At 73.2% G+C, this 21,372-nt stretch carries 26 protein-coding genes; 15 read left to right on the top strand and 11 right to left on the bottom strand.

Going from position 1 to position 21,372, the window contains the following annotated elements; genetic code table 11:
* Position 1: 1 nt before the first annotated feature.
* Positions 2-3,124 (bottom strand): sensor histidine kinase, encoded by a 3,123-nt coding sequence (locus tag ACA089_RS14535; RefSeq protein WP_372018145.1) that lies wholly within the window; start codon positions 3,122-3,124, stop codon positions 2-4.
* Positions 3,125-3,426: 302 nt separating this feature from the next.
* Between ACA089_RS14535 and ACA089_RS14530 the strand changes: the two genes are divergently transcribed.
* From ACA089_RS14530 to ACA089_RS14500, 7 genes are all read left to right on the top strand, one after another.
* On the top strand, positions 3,427-3,801 hold the full coding sequence (locus ACA089_RS14530) for a helix-turn-helix transcriptional regulator (protein WP_372018143.1): 375 nt from the start codon (positions 3,427-3,429) through the stop codon (positions 3,799-3,801).
* A gap of 14 nt (positions 3,802-3,815) precedes the next feature.
* Complete coding sequence (wrbA, locus tag ACA089_RS14525; RefSeq protein WP_372018141.1) at positions 3,816-4,415, top strand: NAD(P)H:quinone oxidoreductase; 600 nt, start codon at positions 3,816-3,818, stop codon at positions 4,413-4,415.
* Positions 4,416-4,452: 37 nt separating this feature from the next.
* Positions 4,453-5,106 carry a hydrolase gene (locus tag ACA089_RS14520; RefSeq protein WP_372018139.1) on the top strand — a complete coding sequence of 218 codons (654 nt, stop codon included), beginning with the start codon at positions 4,453-4,455 and terminating at the stop codon, positions 5,104-5,106.
* Between the two features lie 235 nt (positions 5,107-5,341).
* Entirely contained in the window at positions 5,342-7,192 is a 1,851-nt protein-coding gene (locus ACA089_RS14515) for an amidohydrolase (RefSeq protein ID WP_372018959.1), read from the top strand.
* 5 nt (positions 7,193-7,197) lie between these two features.
* On the top strand, positions 7,198-8,790 hold the full coding sequence (locus ACA089_RS14510) for an MFS transporter (protein WP_372018137.1): 1,593 nt from the start codon (positions 7,198-7,200) through the stop codon (positions 8,788-8,790).
* A gap of 13 nt (positions 8,791-8,803) precedes the next feature.
* The gene (locus ACA089_RS14505) at positions 8,804-9,031 is read left to right on the top strand and encodes a DUF1427 family protein (RefSeq protein ID WP_372018135.1); all 228 of its coding nucleotides are present in this window, start codon (positions 8,804-8,806) and stop codon (positions 9,029-9,031) included.
* Positions 9,028-9,189, top strand: a complete 162-nt coding sequence (locus ACA089_RS14500) for a XapX domain-containing protein (RefSeq protein ID WP_372018133.1) — start codon at positions 9,028-9,030, stop codon at positions 9,187-9,189. The genes ACA089_RS14505 and ACA089_RS14500 overlap by 4 nt, the downstream gene beginning before the upstream one ends.
* A gap of 14 nt (positions 9,190-9,203) precedes the next feature.
* Here ACA089_RS14500 and ACA089_RS14495 read toward each other — a convergent pair whose 3' ends face one another.
* Complete coding sequence (locus ACA089_RS14495) at positions 9,204-10,238, bottom strand: aldo/keto reductase (RefSeq protein ID WP_372018131.1); 1,035 nt, start codon at positions 10,236-10,238, stop codon at positions 9,204-9,206.
* Between the two features lie 161 nt (positions 10,239-10,399).
* Here ACA089_RS14495 and ACA089_RS14490 point away from each other — a divergent pair, with 161 nt between their 5' ends.
* Together ACA089_RS14490 and ACA089_RS14485 are read left to right on the top strand one after the other, a co-directional pair.
* Positions 10,400-10,933, top strand: a complete 534-nt coding sequence (locus tag ACA089_RS14490) for an HD domain-containing protein (protein WP_372018129.1) — start codon at positions 10,400-10,402, stop codon at positions 10,931-10,933.
* A 182-nt stretch (positions 10,934-11,115) separates the two neighbouring features.
* Entirely contained in the window at positions 11,116-13,413 is a 2,298-nt protein-coding gene (locus tag ACA089_RS14485; RefSeq protein ID WP_372018127.1) for a nitric-oxide reductase large subunit, read from the top strand.
* Between the two features lie 69 nt (positions 13,414-13,482).
* Here the strand turns inward: ACA089_RS14485 and ACA089_RS14480 are convergent, their stop codons facing one another.
* From ACA089_RS14480 to ACA089_RS14460, 5 genes are all read right to left on the bottom strand, one after another.
* On the bottom strand, positions 13,483-13,878 hold the full coding sequence (locus tag ACA089_RS14480) for a response regulator (RefSeq protein ID WP_372018125.1): 396 nt from the start codon (positions 13,876-13,878) through the stop codon (positions 13,483-13,485).
* Positions 13,879-14,002: 124 nt separating this feature from the next.
* Positions 14,003-14,386, bottom strand: a complete 384-nt coding sequence (locus ACA089_RS14475) for a low affinity iron permease family protein (RefSeq protein WP_372018123.1) — start codon at positions 14,384-14,386, stop codon at positions 14,003-14,005.
* A 110-nt stretch (positions 14,387-14,496) separates the two neighbouring features.
* The gene (locus ACA089_RS14470) at positions 14,497-14,673 is read right to left on the bottom strand and encodes a DUF3606 domain-containing protein (protein ID WP_372018121.1); all 177 of its coding nucleotides are present in this window, start codon (positions 14,671-14,673) and stop codon (positions 14,497-14,499) included.
* Positions 14,674-14,767: 94 nt separating this feature from the next.
* Entirely contained in the window at positions 14,768-15,568 is an 801-nt protein-coding gene (gene xth, locus ACA089_RS14465; protein ID WP_372018120.1) for an exodeoxyribonuclease III, read from the bottom strand.
* Positions 15,569-15,579: 11 nt separating this feature from the next.
* Entirely contained in the window at positions 15,580-16,140 is a 561-nt protein-coding gene (locus ACA089_RS14460; protein WP_372018119.1) for a cysteine hydrolase family protein, read from the bottom strand.
* 219 nt (positions 16,141-16,359) lie between these two features.
* Between ACA089_RS14460 and ACA089_RS14455 the strand changes: the two genes are divergently transcribed.
* Positions 16,360-16,836 (top strand): hypothetical protein, encoded by a 477-nt coding sequence (locus tag ACA089_RS14455; protein WP_372018117.1) that lies wholly within the window; start codon positions 16,360-16,362, stop codon positions 16,834-16,836.
* A 46-nt stretch (positions 16,837-16,882) separates the two neighbouring features.
* On the opposite strand, the gene ACA089_RS14450 is transcribed toward ACA089_RS14455, so the two are convergent.
* On the bottom strand, positions 16,883-17,656 hold the full coding sequence (locus tag ACA089_RS14450; RefSeq protein ID WP_372018115.1) for an alpha/beta hydrolase family protein: 774 nt from the start codon (positions 17,654-17,656) through the stop codon (positions 16,883-16,885).
* Positions 17,657-17,787: 131 nt separating this feature from the next.
* Here ACA089_RS14450 and ACA089_RS14445 point away from each other — a divergent pair, with 131 nt between their 5' ends.
* Complete coding sequence (locus ACA089_RS14445; RefSeq protein WP_372018113.1) at positions 17,788-18,078, top strand: hypothetical protein; 291 nt, start codon at positions 17,788-17,790, stop codon at positions 18,076-18,078.
* Positions 18,075-18,269: a hypothetical protein gene (locus tag ACA089_RS14440; RefSeq protein ID WP_372018111.1), complete on the top strand. Its 195-nt coding sequence runs from the start codon at positions 18,075-18,077 to the stop codon at positions 18,267-18,269. The genes ACA089_RS14445 and ACA089_RS14440 overlap by 4 nt, the downstream gene beginning before the upstream one ends.
* Before the next feature lie 12 nt (positions 18,270-18,281).
* On the opposite strand, the gene ACA089_RS14435 is transcribed toward ACA089_RS14440, so the two are convergent.
* Together ACA089_RS14435 and ACA089_RS14430 are read right to left on the bottom strand one after the other, a co-directional pair.
* On the bottom strand, positions 18,282-18,521 hold the full coding sequence (locus ACA089_RS14435; RefSeq protein ID WP_372018109.1) for a hypothetical protein: 240 nt from the start codon (positions 18,519-18,521) through the stop codon (positions 18,282-18,284).
* Positions 18,522-18,675: 154 nt separating this feature from the next.
* Positions 18,676-18,951 carry a hypothetical protein gene (locus ACA089_RS14430; RefSeq protein WP_372018107.1) on the bottom strand — a complete coding sequence of 92 codons (276 nt, stop codon included), beginning with the start codon at positions 18,949-18,951 and terminating at the stop codon, positions 18,676-18,678.
* Between the two features lie 173 nt (positions 18,952-19,124).
* Here ACA089_RS14430 and ACA089_RS14425 point away from each other — a divergent pair, with 173 nt between their 5' ends.
* From ACA089_RS14425 to ACA089_RS14415, 3 genes are read left to right on the top strand one after another with little or no spacing between them, the layout of a single operon-like run.
* Positions 19,125-20,384 carry an NnrS family protein gene (locus ACA089_RS14425; RefSeq protein ID WP_372018956.1) on the top strand — a complete coding sequence of 420 codons (1,260 nt, stop codon included), beginning with the start codon at positions 19,125-19,127 and terminating at the stop codon, positions 20,382-20,384.
* Between the two features lie 12 nt (positions 20,385-20,396).
* On the top strand, positions 20,397-20,798 hold the full coding sequence (locus ACA089_RS14420; RefSeq protein ID WP_372018106.1) for a SirB2 family protein: 402 nt from the start codon (positions 20,397-20,399) through the stop codon (positions 20,796-20,798).
* A 17-nt stretch (positions 20,799-20,815) separates the two neighbouring features.
* Entirely contained in the window at positions 20,816-20,950 is a 135-nt protein-coding gene (locus tag ACA089_RS14415; protein WP_372018104.1) for a hypothetical protein, read from the top strand.
* 13 nt (positions 20,951-20,963) lie between these two features.
* Here the strand turns inward: ACA089_RS14415 and ACA089_RS14410 are convergent, their stop codons facing one another.
* Positions 20,964-21,311, bottom strand: coding sequence for a GFA family protein (locus ACA089_RS14410; protein ID WP_372018102.1), 348 nt, complete (start codon positions 21,309-21,311; stop codon positions 20,964-20,966).
* Positions 21,312-21,372 lie beyond the last annotated feature (61 nt).

Below are 21,372 nucleotides of genomic sequence, written 5' to 3'. Positions count from 1 at the left end.
GTCAGTCCGGTCTGCGGCGGAAGATAGCGCGCAGCCACGCCCAGCGCGAGGCCCGCAGGCAGGGACGATAGGCGCTGCCCGCGGCGATCCGCAGGTCGACCTCGGTGCCGGCGCCCGGCCGCGACCAGACCCGCAGCCGCGCGCCGATCCGCCCGGCGCGCTCGCGCATGCCGTGCATGCCCCAGTGGCCGGCGCGGCCGCCGCGCTCCAAGGTCTGCGCGTCGATGCCGCGGCCATCGTCGACCACCCGCAGCCGCATCTCGCGCGCGCCGTAGTCGACCTCCACGCCGATCCGGCCGGCACGCGCATGGCGGCAGGCATTGACCATCGCCTCGCGGCCGATCCGGTAGAGCTCGTCGCGCACGATCGGGTCGAGGACCTCGGGATTGCCGCTGGAGGACACCTCGAAGCGCGCCTCGGTCAACGGCGCGAGCTCCTCGCCCACCGCCGACAGCAGGTCCTCCAGCGCGCCCGCGTCCGGCGCGGTGGCGCGCAGGTCGAGCACCCGGTCGCGGCCTTCGACCAGCACGTCGTCCGCGCGCTGCAGCGCCTGTTCCATCGCGCTGCGGGCCGGGTCCAGCGGCGGCAGCGTCTCCGACACCGCCTGGAAGCGCAGCACCAGCCCCTGGATCCCCTGCAGCAGGGTGTCGTGCAGTTCGCGCGCGATGCGCTCGCGCTCGGCATGGCGCTCCTGCAGGCGCCCGCGGATGTGGCGGCCGAGCTGGCGCAGCCGCATCAGGTACGCCAGCCACAGCCCGCCCACCCCCACCAGCAGGCACAGCAGCAGGAACCACCAGGTCTGGTGGAAGCGCGGCTGCACGCTGAAGGCCAGCGCATCGCCGGCCTCGTTCCAGACGCCATCCTCGTTGGCGGCGACGACGCGGAACACGTAGTCGCCCGGCCCGACGTCGGTGTAGAACGCCACCCGCCGCGTGCCCGCCTCGCGCCAGCCATCGTCGTGCCCTTCCAGCCGGTAGCGGAAGCGCACCCGCTCGGGGATCGACAGGCTGGTCGCGGTGTAGGCCAGCTGCAGGTTGGCCGAGCCGGGCGGCAGCGCCACCGGCGCGTCGGCCGGGCGGTAGGTCCGCCCGTCCACCTGCAGCGCCAGCACGTGCACCGGCGGCGGCAGCGGGTTGCGCCGGATCGCGCCCGGCGCCATCGACACCACGCCGTTGGTGGTGGCGAACCACAGCCGGCCGTCGCCGGCCCGCACCGCGGTGGGGATCGGCCGCAGCTGCGCGGCCACGCCCGGCAGTCCGTCGAGGTGGTCGTAGAGCACGTGCGGCGGCTCGCCCGCCGCCGGTTCGAACAGGCGGCCGACGTCGCCCGCCGCGACATGGACCACGCCGCGCGCGCCGTTGAGCCAGAGCGATCCGTCCGGCGCGCGCACGATGCCGGAGATCCCGCGCAGCGCGCTGCCGTCGCGGGCCGCGCGGTTCTGCAGGCGACCGCCGGCGAAGCGCGCGATCCCGCGCTCGCCGCCGATCCACACCGCGCCGCCGGCTTCGTGCAGCGCGGTCACGTTGCCCACCTGCAGGCCCTGCGCGTCGCCGATCGCGCGCGCCGTTCCCTGCCTGAGGAGCAGGATCTGGTTGCGTGCGAAGCCCATCCACAGCGTGCCGTCGGACGCCGGCAGCAGGACCAGCGGCGAGGCCTCGCCGGGGAAGTCCGGCAGGTCGGCCGGCCCCCAGTGCCGCCAGCGGCCGTCGAGCAGCTGGTACACGCCGGGCGTGTTGATCGATACCCACAGCGCGCCTGCGGCGTCCGTCGCGATGGCCTGCACGCCGGAATAGCGGTCCACCGGCAGCGGAGCCACCCGCGACGCGACGCCATGCTGCAGCCGCCACAGGCCGCCCGGCCCGCCGAGCCAGGCCACGCCGTCGCCGCCGCGATGGGCCGCGGTGATCGGCGGGCCCACCGCGTCCAGCCCCGGCAGCGGGGCGCCGCCGGGCGCGCCGAGCACGCTGAGCACCATGGGCGGCTGGTTGCGGCTGCCGGCGAGCACGCGGCCGCCATCGAGCGCGGCGAGCGCGAAATCCTGGGCGCCGGCGGGCAGCATCGCCGGCACCAGGTGGGACTGGCGGAAGCGGTCCAGGCCACGGCTGCCGCCGACCCAGATGTTGCCTTCGCGGTCTTCGATCACCGGCAGCAGGTTGTCCGAACTCAGGCCCATCGGCTGCTGGAAGCGTTCGATCCGGTCGGCGGCGCCCGCCATGCGCGCCGCGTCGGGACGGGCGAGCCGCAGCAGCCCCTCGCCGAGCGTGCTCGCCCACAGGCTGCCGTCGCGGTCGAACACCAGCCCGGCCGACGAGCGCCCCAGCACCGGCGGCGTCGCGCCGACGACCGGCCGCAGCGGGCGCACGCCGCCTTCGAGCGTGGCCACCCAGAGCGCGCCGCCGGGCGCCTGCGCGAACTGCACCACGCGCCCGGCGCCGGCCACCGCGGTCTCGAAGGCGGCCTGGCCGCGGCGCCTGAAATGCACGTCGGTGTCGCTGGCCACCCACAGCGTCCCCGCCGCATCGACGAACACCGTGCGCGCCACGCCGGCCGGCAGGCCGGCAGCAGGGGCGAGCGGATGCCAGCGTCCGTCGCGCAGGAAGAACAGCCCGCCGAACGTGGCCGCCCACAGGGTGCCGTCGCGGTCTTCGGCGATGCGGTAGACGCTGCTGGTCGGCAGCCCCTGGGCCTGGCCGTAGTGGACCAGCCCGCCGTCGCGCAGCAGGCTGATGGACCCGTAGCGATAGCCGATCCACAACCCCGCGGGCGAGGCATGCAGCGTGGAAATGCTCTCGGCCGGGAACGCCTGGCCGGCACCGGGTTCGAAACGCTCGAACGCCACGCCGTCGAAACGGAACAGGCCGACCTGGGTGGCCAGCCACAGGTAGCCGTCGCCGGTCTGGGCCAGCGCGGTGATGCCGCCGGGCGCGCCTTCCTTGACCGTCCACGCGGTGTGGTGGAACTGGGCGATGTGGCGCGCCGGATCCAGCGCGCGCGCACCGGCCGGCGCCAGCAGCAGCCCCAGCAGCAGGAAGGACGCGTGCACGATGGCGGGCAGGCCGCCGCGGGGCGGCCGGCGCGATGCGCGCGTCGACGACGCGGGCAGGGCCATGGGCTGGAGCGTCATCGTGGGGTTCCGCCAGGGAGGAGCCGCCCGGTCCCGGAACGCGGGATCCATGCAACGGGGCGCGGCTGGGAGCATAACCGTCCGCTGCCCGCGGGGAATGCCGGCCGCGCGGCACGATACGCGAAGCCGCCCGGCACCGACTCCCCCGAACGGGTCATCCCGCGGCTCCCCGGATTGGCGTTCCGGCGAGGCACGCGGCCAACCGATCCTGTCGGCACGCCATTCCTCCCCCCGGAACCGGTGCCATGCCCGCCTGCCCGCCCGCGTCCGCTCTTCCCACGTCCACCGGACGGACCCCGCCGATGCTCGGCGAGCGCGCGTTCGCCCGTGCCGTCGCCTTCGTCGCCGGCCGCTTGGGCGAGCCGCTCACCCTGGCCGACATCGCCGCGGCGGCGTGCATCAGCCGCTTCCACTTCGCGCGGCTGTTCCGCGCCCGCACCGGCTGCAGCCCGATGGAGTACGTGATGCGGCTGCGGCTTGAGCGCGCACGCGAGATGCTCGCGCGCGACGACGGCTGCATCGCCGACACCGCCGCCGCGCTGGGCTTCTACGACCAGAGCCACTTCACCCGCACGTTCCGCCGCGTCCACGGCATCCCCCCGCGCCAGTTCCGGCTCCGCTCGCGCGGCGCGGCGGCGCCCGCCCCGCTCGCCTGCGCCCCCGAAGCGCACCCCTGAAGGAGTCCACCGCGATGGCCAAGGTCCTGGTCCTGTACTACTCCGCCTACGGGCACGTCGAAACGATGGCCCGGGCCATCGCCGAGGGCGCCGCCGGCGCCGGCGCGCAGGTCGATATCAAGCGCGTGCCCGAACTGGTCCCCGACGAGGTCGCGCGCAACGCCCACTACAAGCTGGACCAGGCCGCGCCGGTGGCCACGGTGGCCGAACTGGCCGGGTACGACGCGATCGTGGTCGGCACCGGCACCCGCTTCGGCCGGATGAGCTCGCAGATGGCCAACTTCCTCGACCAGGCCGGCGGCCTGTGGGCGCGCGGCGCGCTGCACGGCAAGGTCGGCTCGGCGTTCACCTCCACCGCCACCCAGCATGGCGGCCAGGAAACCACGCTGTTCTCGATCATCACCAACCTGCTGCACTTCGGCATGGTGATCGTCGGCCTGGACTACGGCCATGCCGGGCAGATGACCCTGGACGAGGTGACCGGCGGCTCGCCGTACGGCTCGAGCACGATCGCTGGCGGCGACGGCTCGCGCCAGCCCACCGCCAACGAACTGCAGGGCGCCCGCTACCAGGGCCGCGTCGTCGCCGAGACCGCGATCCGCCTGCACGGCTGACCCCCCCAACCCGACCATCCCTCCAGGAGTTCCCCCCATGGCCAAGGCCATCACCGGCGCCGCCGCGAGCCTGCTGACCCCCGACGACCACGTGCTGGTCATGATCGACCACCAGTCGCAGATGGCCTTCCCGGTCCGCTCGATCGACGTCGCCCTGCTGCGCACCAACACCGGCCTGCTCAGCCGCACCGCGGTCGGCTTCTCGGTGCCGACCGTCCTGACCACGGTGGCCAAGGCCAGCTTCTCCGGTCCGCTGTTCCCGGAGATCAGCGAGGCCTTCGGCGATGCGCCGGTCATCGACCGCAGCACGATGAACTGCTGGGAGGACCCGGCCATCACCGCGCGGGTCAACGAGATCGGCAAGGGCAAGCTCGTCTTCGCCGGGCTGTGGACCAGCGTGTGCATCGTCGGCCCGGTGCTGTCGGCGCTGGAGCAGGGCTTCCCGGCCTACGTGATCACCGATGCCTGCGGCGACGTCAGCGACGAGGCGCACGAGCGCGCGGTGCAGCGCATGGTCCAGGCCGGCGCGCAGCCGATGACCAGCCTGCAGTACATGCTCGAGCTGCAGCGCGACTGGGCGCGCGGCGCCACCTACGACCTGGTCACCGGCATCGCCCGCAGCAACGCCGGCGGCTACGGCATCGGCATCCAGTACGCCAAGTCGATGTTCGGCGCGCAGGAAGGCCACTAGGTGCACCGCTCCCGGCCTGCCGGCCGCCGTCGCGCCCGTCGCTCCCTCCCCGACACGGGCCCCGGCGGCCGTGCAGGCCATCCCGCCCGCGTGCCGGCCCGCCGGCCTCGACGGGCGATGCCCGCCGCGATCCACGCCCATGCATGACCGCGCGCGCCGACGCCTGCTGCAGGGGCTGGCGGCAGGTGCCGCCGCCTCGCCCTTCGCCTCCACCGCGCACACCCGGAACCCGCCGATGGCCGACCTGATCATCCGCAACGCCCGCGTCTCCACGCTGGCCCCGCCGGGCTCGGGCACGCCCGCCGAGGCGCGCGCGCTGGCGGTGCGCGATGGCCGCGTGCTCGCGGTCGGCGACGAGGCCGCGGTCATGGCCCATGCCGGCGCAGGCGCGCGCGTGGTCGATGCTGGCGGTCGCCGCGTCGTGCCCGGGCTCGACGACAGCCACACCCACCTCATCCGCGGTGGCCTGAACTACAACCTCGAACTGCGCTGGGACGGCGTGCGCAGCCTGGCCGAGGCGATGGCGATGCTCAAGGCGCAGGTCGACCGCACCCCGGCGCCGCAGTGGGTGCGGGTGGTCGGCGGCTTCAGCGAGCACCAGTTCGCCGAGAAGCGCCTGCCGACGCTGGCCGAGCTCAACGCGATCGCGCCGGACACGCCCGTGTTCCTGCTGCACCTGTACGACCGCGCCCTGCTCAACCGCGCCGCGCTGCGCGCGGTCGGCTACGACCGCGACACGCCCGACCCGCCCGGCGGCCGCATCGAGCGCGACAAGGCCGGCAATCCCACCGGCCTGCTGCTGGCGCAGCCCAACGCGCTGATCCTGTACGCGACGCTGGCCAGGGGCCCGCGCCTGCCGGTGGAATACCAGGCCAACTCGACCCGGCACTTCATGCGCGAGCTCAACCGGCTCGGCATCACCTCGGTGATCGACGCCGGCGGCGGCTTCCAGAACTGGCCCGAGGACTACGAGGTCATCCAGGCGCTGCACGCCGCCGGCCAGCTCACCGTGCGCATCGCCTACAACCTCTTCACCCAGAACCGCGGCGGCGAGCGCGCCGACTTCGAGCGCTGGAGCGGCATGCTGCGCCCGCGGCAGGGCGATGCGATGCTGCGCCACAACGGCGCCGGCGAGATGCTGGTGTTCTCCGCGGCCGATTTCGAGGACTTCCGCGAGCCGCGCCCGGAGCTGGCGCCGTCGATGGAGGCCGAGTTGGAAAGCGTGGTCCGCCTGCTGCTGGAGAAACGCTGGCCGTTCCGCATCCACGCCACCTACGACCAGAGCATCGACCGGATCCTCGGCGTGTACGAGAAGGTCGCGCGCGAGGTGCCCTTCGACGGCCTGCGCTGGACCATCGACCACGCCGAGACGATCTCGCCGCGCAACATCGACCGCGTGCGCGCGCTCGGCGGCGGCATCGCGATCCAGCACCGGATGGCCTTCCAGGGCGAGTATTTCGCCGAACGCTACGGCATGCAGGCGCTGGCGCACACGCCGCCGGTGCGGCGCATGCTGGAGGCCGGCGTGCCGGTCGGCGCCGGCACCGATGCCACCCGCGTGGCCAGCTACAACCCGTGGGTGGCGCTGCACTGGCTGGTCAGCGGCCGCACGGTCGGCGGCCTTTACATGTACGGCGACGACAACGTGCTCGACCGCGAGCAGGCGCTGCGCCTGTGGACCGCCGGCAGCGCCTGGTTCTCCGGCGAGGAAGCCGAGAAGGGCAGCTTGGAGCCCGGGCGCTACGCCGACTTCGCGGTGCTGTCGGCCGACTACTTCAGCGTGGCCGAGGACGCCATCCCCGACCTCCACAGCGAGCTGACCGTGGTCGGCGGCCGCATCGTGCATGGCAGCGGCGGATTCGGCGGACTGGCGCCACCGCTGCCGCCGCCGATGCCGGACTGGTCGCCGGTCAACCTGCCGCGCGCGACCCTCCCGCCGGTCGCCGCGCATGCGCCCGTGCACGCGCATTCGCACCAGGGCGGCGCCTGCCGCGCCCACGGCCACGGCCACGCCCCGGCCACGCCGCCGGTCGGCGACGCGCACGCCTTCTGGGGCGCGCTGGGCTGCAGCTGCTTCGCCTTCTGATGGCCGTGCCGCATCCCGCCTCCGCGCAGGCCGGTCCCTGGTCGCCACTGCGCCAGCCGGTGTTCCGCGCCTTGTGGCTGGCGATCCTGCTCGGCAACGTCGGCACCTGGATGCACGACGTCGCGGCGGCCTGGCTGATGGCCGAGCGCACCGCCTCGCCGCTGTGGGTCTCGGCGGTGCAGGCCGCGACCACGCTGCCGGTGGTGCTGCTGGCGCTGGTGGCCGGCACCCTGGCCGACATCGTCGACCGGCGCCGCTACCTGCTGCTGGCGCAATGCTGGATGTTCGCCGTGGCCACCGTGCTGGCGCTGCTGGCCGGCGGCGACCGGCTGCAGCCGGCCTCGCTGCTGGCGCTGACCTTCGCCCTCGGCTGCGGCGCGGCGATGGCGATGCCGGCCCAGGCCGCGGTGGTCTCCGAACTGGTGCCGCGGCCGATGCTCGCGCCGGCGGTGGCACTCAACTCGCTCGGCATGAACATCGCCCGCTCGCTGGGCCCGGCGCTGGGCGGGGTGGTGGTCGCGCGCTGGGGCGCGGCCTGGGCGTTCGCGGTCAACGCCGCCACCTTCCTGGTCGTGGCCGTGGTGCTGCTGCGCTGGAGGCGCCAGGTGCCGGCGGCGGACCTGCCGCCCGAGCACTTCCTCGGCGGGTTGCGCGCCGGCCTGCGCTACGCCGCGCACGCCCCGGCGCTGCGCGCGGTGCTGGTGCGCGCGGCGGCGTTCTTCGTCTTCGCCGGCGCGCTGCCGGCGCTGCTGCCGGTGGTGGTCCGCAGCGGGGCCGGCGGCGGCGCCGGCACGTTCGGCCTGCTGCTGGGCTGCGTCGGCGTCGGCGCGATCGCCGGCGCGCTGCTGCTGCCGGCGCTGCGTGCGCGGCTGGGCACCGAAGCGCTGGTGCGCGCCGCCTCGCTGCTGTGCGCGGCCACCCTGCTGGGCCTGGCCTGGATCCGCGAGCTGGCCGCACTGGCGCCGGTGATGCTGGCCAACGGCCTGGCCTGGATCTGCGTGCTGTCCTCGCTGCAGGTCGGCGCGCAGACCTCGGTCCCGGCCTGGGTGCGGGCGCGCGCGCTGTCGCTGTACATCCTGGTGTTCGCCTCGGGCATGGCCGGCGGCAGCCTGCTGTGGGGCGCGGTTGCCCAGCAGGGCGGCACGCCGCTGGCGCTGTCGCTCGCGGCCGCCTGCCTGGTGCTGGCGACGCTGGCGGTGGCGCGGTTCCGGATCGGCGGCGGCGAGCAGCTGGACCTGGCGCCGTCGGCGCACTGGCCGCAGCCGGTGGTCGCCGCGCCCGACGCCGCCGGGCGTGGACCGGTACTGGTGACCGTCGAGTACCTGATCGACGCCTCCGACCGCGACGCCTTCGAGGAATGCGTGCAGCTGCTCGGCCGCAGCCGCCGCCGCGACGGCGCGATGCAGTGGGGCGTGATGGAGGACGCCGCGCGGCCCGGGGTGCACCTGGAGTATTTCTTCCTCGCCTCCTGGCACGACCACCTGCGCCAGCACGCGCACGTGACCGGCGAGGAGCGCGCGCTGCAGGACCGCCTGCACCGGCTGCACCGCGGCGAGGCGCTGCCCCAGGTGCGGCATTTCCTCGGCCCGGCGCCATGACGGAGACGGCACCATGAACTGGCGACTGGCGGCGGCGGTGGCGCTCGGGCTGGCGATCGGCTTCGCCTGCGGCGTGACCGGCATCCCCGTGCCGGCGCCGCCGGTGCTGGCCGGCGCGCTGCTCGTGCTCGGCATGACCCTGGGCTACCAGGGCGCCGATGCGTGGCTGGCCCGGCGGGCGGCGCGCCATCGCGCGCACTGCGGAGGGCCGACCGGCGAACGCCGCCGGGCGGCGCCATGATCCTGTTCCTCGCCGGCCTCGCCACCGCCCTGCTGATCGGGATCGGCTGCCGCCTGCTCGACCTGCCGCTGCCCGCGCCGCCGCGCTGGCAGGGCGCGCTGCTGGTGGTGGCGATGACCCTGGGCTTCCTCGTCGGCAGCGCGGCGCTGGGCGGCTGACCGCGGCGTGCGTGTCAGCGGATCGCGCGCGCGGGCCGGTCGACCAGGTCGGGTTTTCCGCCGGCCAGCGCCGGTGCCGAGGCGGCGACCACTTCGTGCGGGAAGCCGGGCGCGATCGCGCTGGCCCGGTCCAGCCGCTCCAGCTGCGCGGGCGACAGCGCCACCGCGGCGGCGGCCAGGTTGTCGGCGAGCTGATCGACGGTGCGCGGCCCGATGATCGGCAGCACGCCGCGCGCCAGCACCCAGGCGATGGCGACCTGGCCCGGCGACACGTCCAGCTCGCCGGCCACCTCCAGCACCGCGTCGAGCACCGCGGTCTTGCGCGCGTCGGATTCGGCGTGGATCACCGCGCCCAGTCCCTGCGCACGGCCGGTCTCGCCCTTGCGGTACTTGCCGGTGAGCAGGCCGCCGCCGAGCGGCGACCAGCCCACGCTGCCGAGGTTGAAGCCGGCGGCCATCGGCAGCAGCTCGCGCTCGGCGGACCGTTCGACCAGGCTGTATTCCAGCTGCACCGCCGCCACCGGCGCCCAGCCGCGCAGGTCCGCCAGGGTCGCGGCGGTGGCCACGCGCCAGGCCGGAAAGTCGGACAGGCCGGCATACAGGACCTTGCCGGCGCGGACGATGTCGTCGAGCCCGCGCGCGATCTCGTCGACCGGGGTCACGCCGTCGGGCATGTGCACCCAGAGCAGGTCGATGCGGTCGGTCTTCAGCCTCCGCAGGCTGGCCTCGACCGACTGCAGCATCGCCTTGCGGCTGTTGCCCGTGCGCTGCAGCCCGGCGCCGGGGGCGTCGCCGAGCGCGAACTTGGTCGCCAGCACGATGTCGTCCCGCGCCGCCGCGATGAAGCCGCCGAGCATCGCTTCGGCCTGGCCGAACTGGTACTGGTCGGCGGTGTCGACGAAGTTGCCGCCGGCCTCGCGGTAGCCGTCGAAGATCGCGCGCGCCGCGTCCGCGTCGGCACCGTAGCCCCAGCCCTTGCCGAAGTTGCCGGTGCCCAGCGCCAGCGCGGACACGCGCAGGCCGGTGTTGCCGAGGATCCTGTAGCGCATCTGCAGCGGCTCCGGCCGGGACGATGCCGCGAGCGTGGACCGTCGGCGAGGCCCGGGCTTGGACGGCCGTGCGCGGTGCGCGGGGCGCAGGCTCGCCCATCCGGGGGATCCGGCGCGCGCGCCCGGTGCCGATGATGGAACACCGGAATCCAGGAGCACCCATGGCCGCCGTCCTGCCGCTGGTGGAGGCGATCCTCGACCACCACGCCGATGCGATCGCCTCGGACCTGCCCGGCTACCGCAACCACGTCCTGCGCGTCATCGCGCTGATGGACGCCATCGCGCCGCTGGATCCGGACGACCATGCCGTGGTCGCCACGGCCGCGGCCTTCCACGACATCGGCCTGTGGACCGCCCGGCGCTGGGACTACATCCCGCCGTCCATCGCCGCGGCCGGGCACTGGCTGCGGGAACACGCCCGCGAAGCCGACCTGCCGCTGGTGCGCGAGATGATCGTCCACCACCACAAGCTCACGCCGTGCCCCCCGGGCACCCATCCGCTGGTCGAGCACTTCCGCCGCGCCGACTGGTGCGACGTCAGCGGCGGCCTGCACGCCGGGGGCGTGCCGGCCGCACGCTACCGCGAGGTCCGCCGCCGCTGGCCTTCGCTGGGTTTCCACCGCCGCCTCGCCGGCCTGGCCCTGCGACACGCCTGGCGCCAGCCCCTGCGCCCGTTCCCGATGCTTCGCCTCTAGCGGCCCAGGGACCTTGGCGATCCTCGCGGTCCTGGCGAGGGGGCCAGTGGCCCCCATGGCCGCACGCCGGCGATCCCGGCGCGCACGCGCGGGACCCGATCCTCCCCGGCTTGACCTGCGTCATGGAGGGCGCGGGCGGCGGCGCCGAACATGCGCCCATCCCACGAGGAGAGAGCCGCGTCATGAATTCCACCCGCAAGCTTTGGGCAGGCCTGGCGGTCCTGCTCATCGCCTCGTTCGCCGTCCTGCTGTGGGTCGGCAGCGAGATCCACCGCCAGGCGCCACCGATGCCCGAACAGGTGGTCACCACCGACGGCACCGTGGTCTACACCCGCAAGGACATCGAGACCGGTCGCCAGGTCTGGCAGTCCATCGGCGGGCAGCAGCTGGGCTCGATCTGGGGCCACGGCGGCTATGTCGCTCCCGACTGGGGTGCCGACTGGCTGCACCGCGAGGCCGAGGCGATCCTCGACCTGTGGGCGCAGCGCGAGCATGGCCTCGACAGCTACAAGAAACTGGACGCGCCCACCCAGGCCGCCTACGCACGGCGCGTGCAGGACCTGCTGCGGCCCAACACCTACGACGCGGCCACCGGCACGATCACCGTCGACGCCGACCGCGCCGCCGCGATCAAGACGGTCGCCGCGCACTACATCGACCTGTTCGGCACCGATCCGGCGACCGCGGAGCTGCGCGAGGCCTATGCCATGCGCAACGACACCGTGCCCGACGCCGAGCACCGCCGCCAGCTGGGCGGGTTCTACTTCTGGGCGGCCTGGTCCTCGGTGACCGAGCGCCCGGGCGCGGACATCACCTACACCGCCAACTGGCCGCACGACGAGCTGGTCGGCAACACGCCGCCGTCGAACCTGTTCATGTGGACGGTGTTCAGCGTGCTGTTCCTGGTCGCCGGCATCGGCCTGCTCGGCTGGCACTACGCGGCCAACCACGGCGAGGAGATGGCGCCGGTCCTGCCCAAGAGCGACCCGCTGGCCTCGATCAAGGTCACCCCGTCGATGCGCGCCACCGCCAAGTACTTCTGGGTGGTGATCGCGCTGTTCCTGGTGCAGATCCTGCTGGGCGCGACCACCGCGCACTACCAGGTCGAAGGCCAGGAGGCGTACGGCTTCGCCCTGTCGGAGATCCTGCCCTACGCGCTCACCCGCACCTGGCACACGCAGCTGGCGGTGCTGTGGATCGCGACCGCGTGGCTGGGCATGGGCCTGTACATCGGCCCGGCGATCTCCGGGCATGAACCGAAGTTCCAGCGCCTGGGCGTCAACGTGCTGTGGACCTGCCTGATCGTGATCGTGGTGGGCTCGTTCGCCGGGCAGTGGCTGGCGGTCATGCAGAAGCTGGGCCTGGACAAGAACTTCTGGTTCGGCCACCAGGGCTGGGAGTACGTCGACCTGGGCCGCTTCTGGCAGTGGTTCCTGTTCATCGGCCTGCTGCTGTGGCTGACCCTGGTCGGCCGCGCGCTGTGGCCGGCGATGCGCCACGGCAGCGAATCCAAGTCGATCGTCAGCCTGCTGTTCCTGTCGGTGGTGGCGATCGGCATCTTCTACGCGGCCGGGCTGATGTGGGGCGAGCACACCCACCTGTCGATGGTCGAGTACTGGCGCTGGTGGGTCGTGCACCTGTGGGTCGAGGGCTTCTTCGAGGTGTTCGCGGTGGCGGTGATCGCCTTCCTGTTCACCCGCCTGGGCCTGCTGCAGACCCGCACCGCGACCATCGCCGTGCTGTTCGCCACCATCGTGTTCATGGCCGGCGGCGTGCTGGGCACCCTGCACCACCTGTACTTCACCGGCACGCCGACGGCGGTCATCGCCCTGGGCGCGAGCTTCTCGGCGCTGGAAGTGGTGCCGCTGGCCTACGTCGGCTTCGAGGCCTACCACAACTACAAGCTGGGCAAGGCCACGCCGTGGATGGCCAAGTACAAGTGGCCGATCATGTTCTTCCTGGCGGTGTCGTTCTGGAACCTGGTGGGCGCCGGCCTGTTCGGCTTCCTGATCAACCCGCCGCTGCCGCTGTACTACATGCAGGGCCTGAACCTGACCGCCAACCACGGCCACACCGCGCTGTTCGGCGTGTACGGCATGCTCGGCATCGGCCTGATGCTGTTCTGCCTGCGCGGGCTCAAGCCGGACCTGAAGTGGAGCGACAAGCTGCTGGGCACCTCGTTCTGGGCGCTCAACATCGGCCTGGCCGGCATGTCCGCCTTCACCCTGCTGCCGCTGGGCATCATGCAGCTCAACGCCGCGATCAAGCACGGCTACTGGTACGCCCGCTCGGCCGAGTTCATGCAGCAGCCGATCGTGGACCTGCTGGTGTGGATGCGGGTGCCGGCCGACACGCTGTTCAGCGTCGGCGCCGTGGCCCTGGCCTGGTTCGTGTTCCGCCTCTGGGTCTCGCCCAGGCGCGAAGCACCGGTGCCGTCGGCGACGGCCGTGGCCGCCGCGGCGCTCACGCCGAAGCACTGACGCACCGCACGATCCTGCCGTACCCATCGGGGCCGCCATGCGGCCCCGATGCTTTTCGGGCCCGCGCCCTCAGGCCGAGGTCGGATCGGCGGTGACGCTGCCGTCCCTCAGCCGCTGCAGTGCCCGGATCAGGGTCCGCGTATCGAACGGCTTGGCGCACACCGACAGGCCCTTCATCGAGTCCGGCAGCGTGCCTTCGTCGAAACCGGTCATCAGCATGACCGCCGCGCCCTTCTCGCGGGCCGCCGCCGCCACCGCCTCGGAGGTGCCGTGTTCCAGGCGCACGTCCAGCACCGCCAGGTCGAACGGCCCGGCGTCGTGCAGGACCGCCAGGGCGCCGGTCGCGGTCGAACAGGGCCCGAGCACTTCGGCGCCGGCATCCTCTAGGCATTCGGCCAGGGCGCCGGCGAGGATGTCGTTGTCCTCGAGGACGAGGACCCGCACGCCTGCCAGTGGACGCTTCATCGTGGTCTCCATGTGGACACCACCGTAGTGGCGGCGCCTTCACGAAGGAACCACCGTGCGACACCCTGGATGAACTGTTCAGGACTGGGTGGTCCCCGCCGGTCCGCCGCCGCCGCGCTGCCGCCTACCCGCCGGAGCGGCGCTTCGCCGCGCGCTCGGCCAGCGCCTCGTAGGTGCGCCGCAGTTCCTCCAGCTCGCGCTCGTCCAGTTCTTCCATGTTGAGCAGCTTGTTGTCGGCCTTGCGGGTGACGCGGATCAGCTCGTCCAGCTTCAGGTGCAACGCGGTGGTGTCCGCGTTCTGGGTGTGCTGGATGAGGAAGACCATCAGGAAGGTGACGATGGTCGTGCCGGTGTTGATCGCGAGCTGCCAGGTGTCGTTAAAGCCGAACAGCGGGCCGCTGCATGCCCACAGGATCACGATGCCCAGCGCCAGGCAGAACACCCATGGCGTGCCCGCCGCGTGCGAGGCCTTCTTGGCGATGGTGTTGAAGATCGACCGTCTGCTCATGGCATGGACCGGATCGGGAGACGCTCCGGAGCGTCAGCGCTCCCCCGTGGCCACCCGGTGAAGGCCCCGCTCCGGCCGCGGCGCGGGGCGCGCCGGCCCATGCCGGCCGGCTAGCTGCCGAGCCTCCGGCGCACCGCCTCGGCGGACGGGCCGACCGCCTGCACCGCTTCACGCAGCTGTTCGGCGGTGACGCCGAGCGCCTGGGTCCAGTAGCGCACTTCGTAGTCTTCCTCGAGGTTGATCCGGTCGCGGTCGGGCATGCCGGTATGTCGCTTGTCGTCGGTCATGGCGCGGGCCTCCTTTGCGGACCACGCTGCGGCCCGCCGCGTCGCCCGTCCGTGAACCGCGCCCGCGCCGCCTGCACGGCGGCCTGCGTTTTCTTCAGCGCCTCGCCGGCGCCGCGACCCTGGCCCACGTCGGTGCATGGTCGCTGGCCTTCTCCTGCAGGCGGACCCAGCGATGGACGCCGGCATCCTTCAACGTGGCGGCGAGCACCGGATTGAGCAGCAGGTGGTCGATGCGCAGGCCGCGGTCGCGTTCGGCGTGCTGGCGGAAGTAGTCCCAGAAGGTGAACACGGGCGCATCGCCGTGGACCTGGTGCAGGGCATCGGTCCAGCCCTGGGCCAGCAGGTCGCGGTAGGCCTCGCGCGCTTCCGGCTGCAGCAGGGCGTCGCGCCGCCAGCCTTTCGGATCGTAGATGTCGGCGTCGGTGGGGACCACGTTGAAATCGCCCAGCAGCGCCACCGGCACCGGCTGCCCGGCCAGGGTCCGCGCATGCCGCGCCAGCCGCTGCATCCAGCGCAGCTTGTAGTCGAACTTCGGCCCGGGTTGCGGATTGCCGTTGGGCGCGTAGATCGCCGCCACCAGCACGCCGTGCACGGCCGCTTCCAGGTAGCGGCTCTGGGTGTCCTTCGCATCGCCCGGCAGGCCGCGCCGGCTCTCCACCGGCACCACGCCGCGGCCGAGCAGGGCGACGCCGTTCCACGAACGCTGGCCCTGCCACAGCGCACCGTAGCCGGCCGCCTCCAGTTCCGCGACCGGGAACGCGGCATCCAGCGCCTTCAGCTCCTGCAGCGCGACCACGTCCGGCTTCTCCCGCGCCAGCCACGCCAGCAGGTGCGGCAGGCGCGCGCCGATGCCGTTGACGTTGAAGGTGGCCAGCGTGAGCAGCCTGCGCGCCATCGGGCCTCCGGCTAGGTCGGGAACAGGCCGCGCACGCGCGCGCTGGCACGGGTCCGGGCATGCATCGACGAGGCCAGCAACGCGAGGCTGCCCTTCCTGCGCGCCTCGCTCTGCGCCGCCACGCAGTCGGCCGGCACCCATACGGCGTACTCGCGCATGTTCGCGTCCTGGGCGGTGGCCAGCACGCACGAATCGGCCGCCAGCCCGGTGACCACCAGCCGGCGCACGCCGAGCTTGGCCAGCAGCACCGGCAGCGGCGTGGCCAGGAACGCCGAATGCTTGGGCTTGAGGACGTAGTAGTGGGGCTCGGCCGGACGCAGCCGCGTGGCGATGTCCGCGGACACGCCACCGGCGGCGAGGCAGCGCTCGACCAGGTCGCGGAATTCGCCGCGCCAATGGGTGAAGTTGTCGTTGACGTAGACCACCGGCGCGCCGGCGCGGTCGAACCGCGCGCGCAACGCCGCGATCCGCGGCGCGGCGGCCGCGGCCTGGCGGGCCAGCGGGCGACCGCCCTCGAAATCGAACAGGTTGATCATGTCCAGGATCAACAGCGCGGTGCTCGAACGGCTCATGGGACGACCGGCGTGGGGGAAGGGCAAGGGTTGGGCGCGCGGCGTCGGCACGCGGTGAAGCCCGGGGTCCCCGCGCGGCCGTGGCGCGCCGGGCGGCTCCCCTCCTCGAATGAACGGCTCAGCGTCGCTGCAATCGCTGCCATCCGTCTGGATCGGTCCTTCACCGCACCATCGGCATGCTCGGCGCATCCCCCGGATTGCCCAACAGTTGCCGAAGCGATGGACGCCGCTCCCCGCACCACCCTGAACCTGCGCCTGGCCGATGCATGCCGGGTCGAACAGCACGGCCTGATCGTCCTCGATGCGATCGCCGCCAACCGCAAGCTGGCGCGCGTCCTGCGCGACCGCGCCGAACTGCACCTGGTCGAGACCCAGGCGCAGCTGAACCAGACCCGTGCCGCACTCGCCACGCTCGCCCCCTCGCTTGCACGGCGACTGGCCGAACCGGCGGGCCATGGCGTGGACGGGCAGCCGGGCGCGGAACAGTGGATGGCGCTGGAACGGCGCGAGATCAGCGCGTACCAGGGCGTTCTCGCCTACTGCCACCATGGCGCGGTCGAGGGCCTGGCGGAAATGTGCGCGGCGGCGATCGACCTGCAGCGCGGCGTCCTGATGTGGCTCGAAGCCGGCCATGGCGACGATCCCAGGGCCGGCTGGCTGATCGGCCCCCCCGGCACCCTGGGCCTCGCCGGCTGAGCCGCGACGCGGGCGCGCCAGCAGCCCGCATCCGCCCGGGGCGCGCTCAGGCCGGATCGGATTCCAGCAACGGCTCGACCTCGCGCCGCCGGCGCGCCAGCAGCGACGTACGCAGCCAGCCCCCCAGCAACGCGCGGTATTCGGCCCGGCTGGCGGCGTCGGTCAGGCCGTGGTCGGCGTCGCGAAGGCAGCGCACGGTCAGCGAACACGCCTTCGGAAACGCGACCTGGAAACTGTCGGCCAGCCCGCGCGGCAGCACCTCGTCGCGACCCGACCACGCCAGCAGGACTTCCCCCTCGAACGCCGCGCATGCCGCCAGCGCGCGGTCGGTCTCCGGACCGGGTCCCTGCCTGCGGTAGGCCGCGAGCGCGTCGGCGTCGAAGCCCTCCTTGGGCCGTTCCCACCACCGGTCGGGATACAGCGCGGGCACGCGCAGCACCAGCCAGCGCACCGGCCTGGCCGCGCTCACCAGGCACGCCAGCCAGCCGCCGAAGCTGGTCCCGACGACCGCGGTCTCGCCGGCGTCCACGCCGGGCATCGCCGCCAGCGCGTCCCAGGCGTGGACCGCGTCGTCCACGCTCCGTTGCAGCGTGACCGCCGCGCGTTGCTCCGCGGTCGCGCCGTGGCCGCGCAGGTCGTAGTCCAGGCAGGCGAAACCGGACGCGGCGGCCTCGGCCATCGGCCCGGCCATGTCGCTGCGGCCGCCGCTCCAGCCATGGATGAACAATGCCCCGGGCGCGCGCGCCTGAACCACGCGCGTGCCGGCCAGTGCCGAGCCTGCGATCGCGATGCCTTCAACCCGGAGTCCGTTCGGATCCATGCGTGCGTTCCCTGCGGATGAACCGCGTTGTTCGCATGCGTACCGCCAGCGGTGCGTGAAGCCGGATGCAACGCCGGCGCACGACCGGGCGATGACACCGTCGTGACGTGCAGGCGCGGAGGATGCGACGCATGGACCGCAAATCCGACATCGATGCCGAACTGGGCCGCCTGGAAACGCTGTTGCCGGGACTGGTCGCCGAACTGCCCGCGGAAGACGTGCTAAAGGCCTTCGCCCGCGAAGCCGAGAGGTTGAACGCACGGGTGCCGGCCGAGCACGAAGCCTATGTCGCCCGCCGGATCAACTGCCTGCTCGCATCGGCCGGGCTGGTTCCGGGCGAGACCGAGGGCGAGCCCTGCCCGGCCGGCGGGGAAGACTCGCCGCTGGCCGGTGCCCCCGCGGACGAGGAGCGCGAACGATGAAGAAGACGCCCGCCACCGCCGACAACGCGCACAGCGACCAGGGCAAGGCGCACACGCCGGACCGGCACCGCACCGAGTCCGCCCGCTGGAAGGACCACGACCAGCCCGACGAACCGCGCGACGGCCGCCCGGATCCGGAGCAGGACTACCCGGACGCGCGCGTCGGTTCGCCCGGCCGCCACCGCGGCTGAGCGCAGGGCGGTCTAGCGGACGACCCGCAGGTGGGCGCGGCGCGCCGGGGCCGGCGCGCGCGGTGCAAGCGCCGGCACCGGCACCACGGCCGCGGGCTCGCCATATATCTCGTTGCGTTGCCGGGCCGCTTCGGCCGCGTAGCGCAATGCGTCGTCGCGCCGCGCGTAGACCGCAAGCGGTTCATGGCGTCCTTCGGCGCATACATGCCAGGCCTTGCGTCGCCTGATCACCGAATAGAGGGTTCGCTCCATCTCCGGTCCTCGCGCAGGTCACGCCCCGACCGTGCGTGCGGAAGTGTTCATTCCGCGTCAATGGAATGGAACGATTCCGCGAAGTTGTGACGCACTGCGCATGCATCCGCCGCCCGGCGGCAGCGCTTCGCCGACATGCGGTGAGGGGTTCGCCTCAGCGACGCTGGCTGCTGCAGCCGCACCCGCAACTGCCGCCGCTGCGCCCCGGAACCTCGGGCTCCTCGCCGGAGAGCTCCACCGCTTCGCCGAGCTGGCGCATCACCCGCACGACCTCCTCGGGCGGCAGCACCGTGAGCACCTTCATCCGGCCGCCATCGGGATCCAGCGCCACCTGCGCATCCGGGTCCAGCGCGCGCAAGGCGGCGTTGATGGCGGCCAGGCGCGACAGCCCGGCGGTGGGATCGGGCAGCGGGACCGGGGCGATGGACATGGCGTTCTCTCGGTGTTCGGGGAGTGGCAGCGCCACGGGGCGCACCGCGGCGACTGTAGGCAGCCGCGCCGGCGCCGGCCTTGACCGTGGTCAAGCCGATGCGGGTGGCGGCGATCGCCACGGGCCTGACCTGGATCAAGGCGTGGTCGCGGCACCCGCCGCAGACTGCGGCCATGCACATCGAGGTCGCTCCCCTGCCCTCCCCGCGCCGCACCGGCGCCTCGCCGCGCTGGCTGGCGCACGCACCGCACCGGCTGATGTTCTTCATCGGCGCGGCCAACGTGCTGCTGGCGATGCTGTGGTGGGCGCTGTGGTTGCTGGCCGCGCGCTTCGGCCTGTGGACGCCGCCGGCGCTGTCGATCCCGCCGGGCTGGCTGCATGCCTTCCTGATGCAGTACCTGGTCCTGCCCAGCTTCGTGTTCGGCTTCCTGCTGACCGTGTTCCCGCGCTGGATGGGCCTGCCCGACCTGCAACGCTGGCATTACGTGCCGGTGGGACTGGGCGTGATGGGCGGCCAGCTGGCGATCCTGCTCGGCGCCGCCGGCTGGGACGTGGGCCTCACCGTGGGCCTGTGGATGGCGCTGGCCGGCTGGAGCGCCGCGCTGGCCATCCTCGGCCGGCTGCTGGCCGACGAGAAGGGCCGCACCTGGCACGCGCGTTCCTGCTACGCGGCCCTGGTGCTGGGCTGGCTCGGCGTGGCGATGTTCCTGGCGTTCGTGCTGGGCGCGCCCGCGGGCTGGGCCTACGCCAGCATCAAGCTGGGCGGCATCGGCCTGCTGCTGCCGGTGTACGTGACCGTCGCCCATCGCATGTTCCCGTTCTTCGCCGGCAATGCGGTGCCCGGCTACGCGGCCTGGCGGCCGCTGTGGTGGCTGGGCGCGGTGTGGGCACTGGCGGTGCTGCACCTGGGCCTGGAACTGGTGCACGGCCAGGCCTGGCTGTGGCTGGCCGACCTGCCGCTGCTGGCACTGGCCGGCTATGCGGTGTGGCGCTGGTGGCCGCGCCGCGCCCCGGGAAGCGCACGGATGCCCGGGCTGCTGGCGGTGCTGTTCATCGGCACCGCGTGGCTGCCGGTCACCTTCGCCCTGTACGCGGCGCAGAGCCTGGTCTACGCGACCACCGGCGAGTTCATCCTCGGCCGCGCGCCGATGCACGCGCTGTTCGTCGGCTTCTTCGGCAGCCTGCTGGTGGCGATGGTGACCCGCGTCACCCAGGGCCACTCGGGCCGGCCGCTGCGGATGTATCCGATCGCATGGTTCGCGTTCGTCGCGATCCAGCTGGTGGCCACGCTGCGGATCCTCGCCGACGTGCTGCCCGACCCGGGGCTGTGGCAGGCGCTGGCCGCGGCCGGCTGGCTGCTGGCCCTGGCCCCGTGGGTGGCGCGGATCGGCCACATCTACCTGACCCCGCGCCGCGACGGGCGCCCCGGCTGACGCGCCTGCGCCATGATCACCTTCTACCCCGACATCAAGCTGGTCCACCTCGCCGCCGCGCTGCTCAGCGGCGCGTTCTTCGCGCTGCGCGCGCTGGCCCTGCTGGCCGGCATGCGCTGGCCGCGGCTGGCGCCGGTGCGCTACCTCAGCTACACGATCGACACGGTGCTGCTGACCGCCGCGTTCATGCTGCTGACGATCCTGCCGCGCGAGCTGTACGCCAACGGCTGGCTGCTGGTGAAGCTGTGCTTCGTCGCCGCGTATGTCGTGCTCGGCATCCTCGCCTTCCGCCCGCAGCGGCGCACCCTCCCGCGCGCGGCGCTGGTCGCCGCCGCGGGGCTGTGCTTCCTGCAGGTCTACTGCATCGCCCGTGCCCACCACCCGCTGGGCGCGTTCTACCTGCTGTCGGGCTGAGGCCCGCGGAGCACCCGATGGACACCCGCGAACTGGAACTTCCCGATCCCTGCCTGGAGGCCTGCCACCTGCTACAGGAAAGCTGGCAGGCCGCGGGCCTGTCGACCGGCACCGACGCCCGTCACGCCCCGCCCGCCGACCCCCGCGCCTGAGCGCACGGCGGCATCAGGGCATCCCGGCGCCGACCGTGCGCCGCACCGGGATCCCCCGCGGGTCGAAGCCCTCCAGGCAGAACACGTTGACCCCGTAGTGGTCGGGCGTCACCCGCTTGCGGTGGAACGGATAGATGCCGCACACCTTGCAGAAGTAGTGCCGCGCGGTGCGGGTGTGGAACTGGTATTCGGACAGCGCCTGCGCGCCGGACAGCAACCGGAACGCACGCTCGTGCACCTTGACCATCAGCGCGTTCCTGCGCAGGCAGATCGAGCAGTCGCAGGTGGTCAGCTCCGGGAAGTCGGTGTCGATCTCGAACCGCACCGCGCCGCAGTGGCAGCTGCCCGTGCAGGTCTGCATCGTTCGGCCCATCGTGTTCCCCGCGAAGGCTGGCGCAGGCGCCGGACCGGTGCCTGCCTGC

The sequence above is a fragment of the Pseudoxanthomonas fibrivorans genome (assembly GCF_041464125.1).
Taxonomy (GTDB): Bacteria; Pseudomonadota; Gammaproteobacteria; order Xanthomonadales; family Xanthomonadaceae; genus Pseudoxanthomonas.
Note: the sequence above shows the minus strand (reverse complement) of the source record. Positions and strands in the feature narration are given on the sequence as shown.

What these genes read in the sequence shown, in the direction of transcription:
- ACA089_RS14515 (WP_372018959.1), top strand. Translation starts at nt 5,342, where the DNA reads ATGGCCGACCTGATCATCCGCAACGCCCGCGTCTCCACGCTGGCCCCG.
- ACA089_RS14450 (WP_372018115.1), bottom strand. Translation starts at nt 17,656, where the DNA reads ATGGATCCGAACGGACTCCGGGTTGAAGGCATCGCGATCGCAGGCTCG.
- xth (WP_372018120.1), bottom strand. Translation starts at nt 15,568, where the DNA reads ATGGCGCGCAGGCTGCTCACGCTGGCCACCTTCAACGTCAACGGCATC.
- ACA089_RS14535 (WP_372018145.1), bottom strand. Translation starts at nt 3,124, where the DNA reads ATGACGCTCCAGCCCATGGCCCTGCCCGCGTCGTCGACGCGCGCATCG.
- ACA089_RS14420 (WP_372018106.1), top strand. Translation starts at nt 20,397, where the DNA reads ATGATCACCTTCTACCCCGACATCAAGCTGGTCCACCTCGCCGCCGCG.
- wrbA (WP_372018141.1), top strand. Translation starts at nt 3,816, where the DNA reads ATGGCCAAGGTCCTGGTCCTGTACTACTCCGCCTACGGGCACGTCGAA.
- ACA089_RS14470 (WP_372018121.1), bottom strand. Translation starts at nt 14,673, where the DNA reads ATGACCGACGACAAGCGACATACCGGCATGCCCGACCGCGACCGGATC.
- ACA089_RS14480 (WP_372018125.1), bottom strand. Translation starts at nt 13,878, where the DNA reads ATGAAGCGTCCACTGGCAGGCGTGCGGGTCCTCGTCCTCGAGGACAAC.
- ACA089_RS14440 (WP_372018111.1), top strand. Translation starts at nt 18,075, where the DNA reads ATGAAGAAGACGCCCGCCACCGCCGACAACGCGCACAGCGACCAGGGC.
- ACA089_RS14460 (WP_372018119.1), bottom strand. Translation starts at nt 16,140, where the DNA reads ATGAGCCGTTCGAGCACCGCGCTGTTGATCCTGGACATGATCAACCTG.
- ACA089_RS14485 (WP_372018127.1), top strand. Translation starts at nt 11,116, where the DNA reads ATGAATTCCACCCGCAAGCTTTGGGCAGGCCTGGCGGTCCTGCTCATC.
- ACA089_RS14520 (WP_372018139.1), top strand. Translation starts at nt 4,453, where the DNA reads ATGGCCAAGGCCATCACCGGCGCCGCCGCGAGCCTGCTGACCCCCGAC.
- ACA089_RS14500 (WP_372018133.1), top strand. Translation starts at nt 9,028, where the DNA reads ATGATCCTGTTCCTCGCCGGCCTCGCCACCGCCCTGCTGATCGGGATC.
- ACA089_RS14415 (WP_372018104.1), top strand. Translation starts at nt 20,816, where the DNA reads ATGGACACCCGCGAACTGGAACTTCCCGATCCCTGCCTGGAGGCCTGC.
- ACA089_RS14410 (WP_372018102.1), bottom strand. Translation starts at nt 21,311, where the DNA reads ATGCAGACCTGCACGGGCAGCTGCCACTGCGGCGCGGTGCGGTTCGAG.
- ACA089_RS14495 (WP_372018131.1), bottom strand. Translation starts at nt 10,238, where the DNA reads ATGCGCTACAGGATCCTCGGCAACACCGGCCTGCGCGTGTCCGCGCTG.
- ACA089_RS14445 (WP_372018113.1), top strand. Translation starts at nt 17,788, where the DNA reads ATGGACCGCAAATCCGACATCGATGCCGAACTGGGCCGCCTGGAAACG.
- ACA089_RS14455 (WP_372018117.1), top strand. Translation starts at nt 16,360, where the DNA reads ATGGACGCCGCTCCCCGCACCACCCTGAACCTGCGCCTGGCCGATGCA.
- ACA089_RS14475 (WP_372018123.1), bottom strand. Translation starts at nt 14,386, where the DNA reads ATGAGCAGACGGTCGATCTTCAACACCATCGCCAAGAAGGCCTCGCAC.
- ACA089_RS14490 (WP_372018129.1), top strand. Translation starts at nt 10,400, where the DNA reads ATGGCCGCCGTCCTGCCGCTGGTGGAGGCGATCCTCGACCACCACGCC.
- ACA089_RS14430 (WP_372018107.1), bottom strand. Translation starts at nt 18,951, where the DNA reads ATGTCCATCGCCCCGGTCCCGCTGCCCGATCCCACCGCCGGGCTGTCG.
- ACA089_RS14435 (WP_372018109.1), bottom strand. Translation starts at nt 18,521, where the DNA reads ATGGAGCGAACCCTCTATTCGGTGATCAGGCGACGCAAGGCCTGGCAT.
- ACA089_RS14505 (WP_372018135.1), top strand. Translation starts at nt 8,804, where the DNA reads ATGAACTGGCGACTGGCGGCGGCGGTGGCGCTCGGGCTGGCGATCGGC.
- ACA089_RS14425 (WP_372018956.1), top strand. Translation starts at nt 19,125, where the DNA reads ATGCACATCGAGGTCGCTCCCCTGCCCTCCCCGCGCCGCACCGGCGCC.
- ACA089_RS14530 (WP_372018143.1), top strand. Translation starts at nt 3,427, where the DNA reads ATGCTCGGCGAGCGCGCGTTCGCCCGTGCCGTCGCCTTCGTCGCCGGC.